Source organism: Streptomyces sp. NPDC057474 (genome assembly GCF_042802555.1).
Classification (GTDB): domain Bacteria; phylum Actinomycetota; class Actinomycetes; order Streptomycetales; family Streptomycetaceae; genus Streptomyces.
This window is the reverse complement of sequence record NZ_JBHVDX010000452.1, coordinates 1-2,793: the sequence shown is the minus strand read 5'-3', so window position 1 is coordinate 2,793 and position 2,793 is coordinate 1. Positions and strand designations below refer to the sequence as shown.

The 2,793-nt window shown below is 73.3% G+C and carries 3 protein-coding genes; 2 read left to right on the top strand and 1 reads right to left on the bottom strand.

From position 1 onward, the window contains the following. Positions 1–181: 181 nt before the first annotated feature. A complete protein-coding gene (locus tag ACFU53_RS47555; protein WP_384006766.1) occupies positions 182–1,093 on the top strand; it encodes a carbohydrate kinase in 912 nt (303 codons plus the stop codon). Positions 1,094–1,180: 87 nt separating this feature from the next. Here ACFU53_RS47555 and ACFU53_RS47550 read toward each other — a convergent pair whose 3' ends face one another. Continuing rightward, a complete protein-coding gene (locus ACFU53_RS47550; RefSeq protein ID WP_384006763.1) occupies positions 1,181–2,035 on the bottom strand; it encodes a helix-turn-helix domain-containing protein in 855 nt (284 codons plus the stop codon). A 100-nt stretch (positions 2,036–2,135) separates the two neighbouring features. Between ACFU53_RS47550 and ACFU53_RS47545 the strand changes: the two genes are divergently transcribed. Further along, positions 2,136–2,708: a YceI family protein gene (locus ACFU53_RS47545; RefSeq protein WP_384006760.1), complete on the top strand. Its 573-nt coding sequence runs from the start codon at positions 2,136–2,138 to the stop codon at positions 2,706–2,708. Positions 2,709–2,793 lie beyond the last annotated feature (85 nt).

Below are 2,793 nucleotides of genomic sequence, written 5' to 3'. Positions count from 1 at the left end.
CTCGGGTACCGAGCCGGCGGGAAGGGCGGGGCCGGCATCCAGATGACCGCCCGTCGCGGGTGCGCGAGACTTCCGAATGACCGCCCGCTGCGGTGCCCAAGCGTTCCGGATGACCGCCCGTCGCGGTGCCCGAGCGTTTGCGATACTTTCCGGCCGAGAGCTCCGAGAAAGGACCCGCCTCGTGATCGTCGTCGCCGGTGAAGCCCTGATCGACCTGGTCCCGCAGGGCACGGGCGCGCTCGTGGATCTGCGGCCGGCGCGCGGCGGCGGCCCCTACAACACGGCCGTGGCGCTCGGCCGCCTCGGCTCCCCGACCGCCTTCTGCTCCCGGGTGTCGTACGACGCCTACGGCGAGGCCCTGTTGGGCGGCCTGCGCGACGCGGGTGTGGACGTGGCATCCGTGCAGCGCGGCCCCGAGCCGACGACCCTCGCCCTGGCCTCGATCGGCGAGGACGGCTCGGCCCAGTACTCCTTCTACGTCGAGGGCAGCGCCGACCGCCTGTTCGCGGCCCCCGACCGGCTCTCCGTCGGCACCCGGGCCGTCTCCTTCGGCACCTGCTCACTCGTCCTGGAACCCGGCGCGAGCGCGTACGAGGAGCTGATGCACGCCACCGCCGCCCAGGGCGTGTTCACCGCCCTCGACCCCAACATCCGGCCGGGGCTGATCCCCGACGCGGACGCCTACCGGACCCGCTTCAAGAGCTGGCTGCCCTCGGTGTCGTTGCTCAAGCTCTCCGAGGAGGACGCGGAGTGGCTGGGCGGCACCCCACGCCTGTGGCTGGACTCCGGCCCCTCCGCCGTCGTCATCACCCACGGCGGCGACGGCCTGACCGTCCACACCCGCACCGGCGCCGAGCACTCCGTACCGGCCGCGACGATCGACGTCGTCGACACCATCGGCGCCGGTGACACGGTCAACGCGGCCCTCCTCCACGGCCTGTCGACCCGGGACGCCCTCTCCGACGCGGCCCTCGCGGCCCTGGGCGCCGACGACTGGACCCGCCTGCTGCGCTTCGCCGCCCGCGCGGCGGCGATCACCTGCTCCCGAGCGGGCGCCGAGCCGCCGTACGCGGCAGAGGTCAGCGAGGTCTAGGCCGTCCCACGCGCGCGGCTGCGTCCTGACCAGGCCGGTCGGCGGGGGCCTCGGCCCACGCGTGGGGCCGCCCCGCGTGCGGTGCCTTCAGCCGCTGACCGCGCGCAGGGCGCCCGGTTTGCGGCCGTTGAGATGGTCGAGGGCGGTGGCCGTGGCCTCGTCGGCCGGGAGGTGGACCATGAGGCGCTGGCCGTCGTCCGGCAGGGCGAGCGTCTCGTACGACAGGCGCAGCCGCCCCGCCTCCGGGTGCTCGACGAGATCCGTGCCGTTGCGCAGCGGCATGGCCGGTACGCCCTTCAGCCGCAGGGTGAACCGGGCTCCCGCGGTGACCGTCAACTCGTCGGCCAGAGCGGCGACATGAGGGTCGTGCAGAGGAGCTTCGTGGCGCAGGTGGGCGACCTGCTCGTCGGCGAGCCGCTCCCAGCCCGGGTACACCGTGCGGGCCCGCTCGTCGGTGAACAGATACCGCATGACATTGGGCGGGTTACCGTCGAGCAGCCCGAGCGGGCGGGCGAACCGCTCGTAGCCCGCCGTGTGGGCCACGATGTCGCCGAGCCAGTTGAGCAGCACGGCCGGGGTGGGCTCCAGCCGGTCGAGGAGGGCCCGGACGGTGGGCCGTACGGTGTGGGCGGGCGGGGCGGACGCCGAGCAGAACATCTTGTCGTCGCCGCTCTCCTTGGCCAGCCGGCGCAGCAGGATCCGGTCCGGCACCCGCAGGCACAGCGCGTCCGCGAGGGCGCCGAGCACCTGGGACGAGGGGTTGCGGTCGCGGCCCTGTTCCAGCCGGGTGAGGTACTCGACGCTGATCCCGGCGAGGGTGGCCAGCTCGGCGCGGCGCAGGCCGGGTGCGCGGCGGCGGGGGCCGGTGGGCAGCCCCACCTCGGCCGGGGTGATGGCCTCGCGGCGGCTGCGCAGGAAGGCGGCCAACTCGTTGTCGCTCACCTGTCGAACGTACAGGGTGTGCCGCCGCTGAGGGTGGCCCTCGCACTACCACCCTCGGCCCGGCCTCCCTCCCGGGTGCGGAAGGCCCGATGGTGGAGGCATGACTCAGGACAACGCGCCGCACAGGCCGACCGCCTCCGCTCTGCCCCTGTCCCCCGGCGACTGGGAACTCGACCCGCTGCACTCGGCCGTCAACTTCACGATCCGGCACCTCGGGATCGCCAAGGTGCGGGGCCGGTTCGAGCAGTTCACGGCCGAGCTGCACGCCGGGGGCACGGTCGACGACGTACGGGTGGGCGCGGAGATCGCCCTCGCCTCCCTCGACACCGGCAACCCCGACCGTGACGCGCACACGCGCTCGGCCGATCTGCTCGATGTCGAGAAGCGTCCGATGATGACCTTCCGCTCGACGCGGGTGCGCGGGGCGGGCGAGGAGTGGTCGATGGAAGGGGACTTGACCATCGGGGACGTGACCCGCCCGGTGACGCTCGCCGTCGAGTTCGGCGGGATCGTGGACTCCCCCGGGGACGGTCGCAGGCGGGCCGGGTTCGAGGCGACGGGTGAGATCCGGCGCAGCGACTACGGGCTGGACTTCGGGTCCGGACTTCTCGGTGATGTTGTCAAGGTGCAACTGGACATGCAGTTCGTCGAACCCGAGGGGCAGGAGGGCTGACTGCTGCAGGACCAGGGCGGCTGATGAGAGAACGTGCGGCGGCCCGCGGGGAGTTCACCCCGGGCCTACGATTTTTAAGGACACC

Coding starts and splice junctions, on each gene's coding strand:
- ACFU53_RS47545 (WP_384006760.1), top strand. CDS start 2,136: ATGACTCAGGACAACGCGCCGCACAGGCCGACCGCCTCCGCTCTGCCC.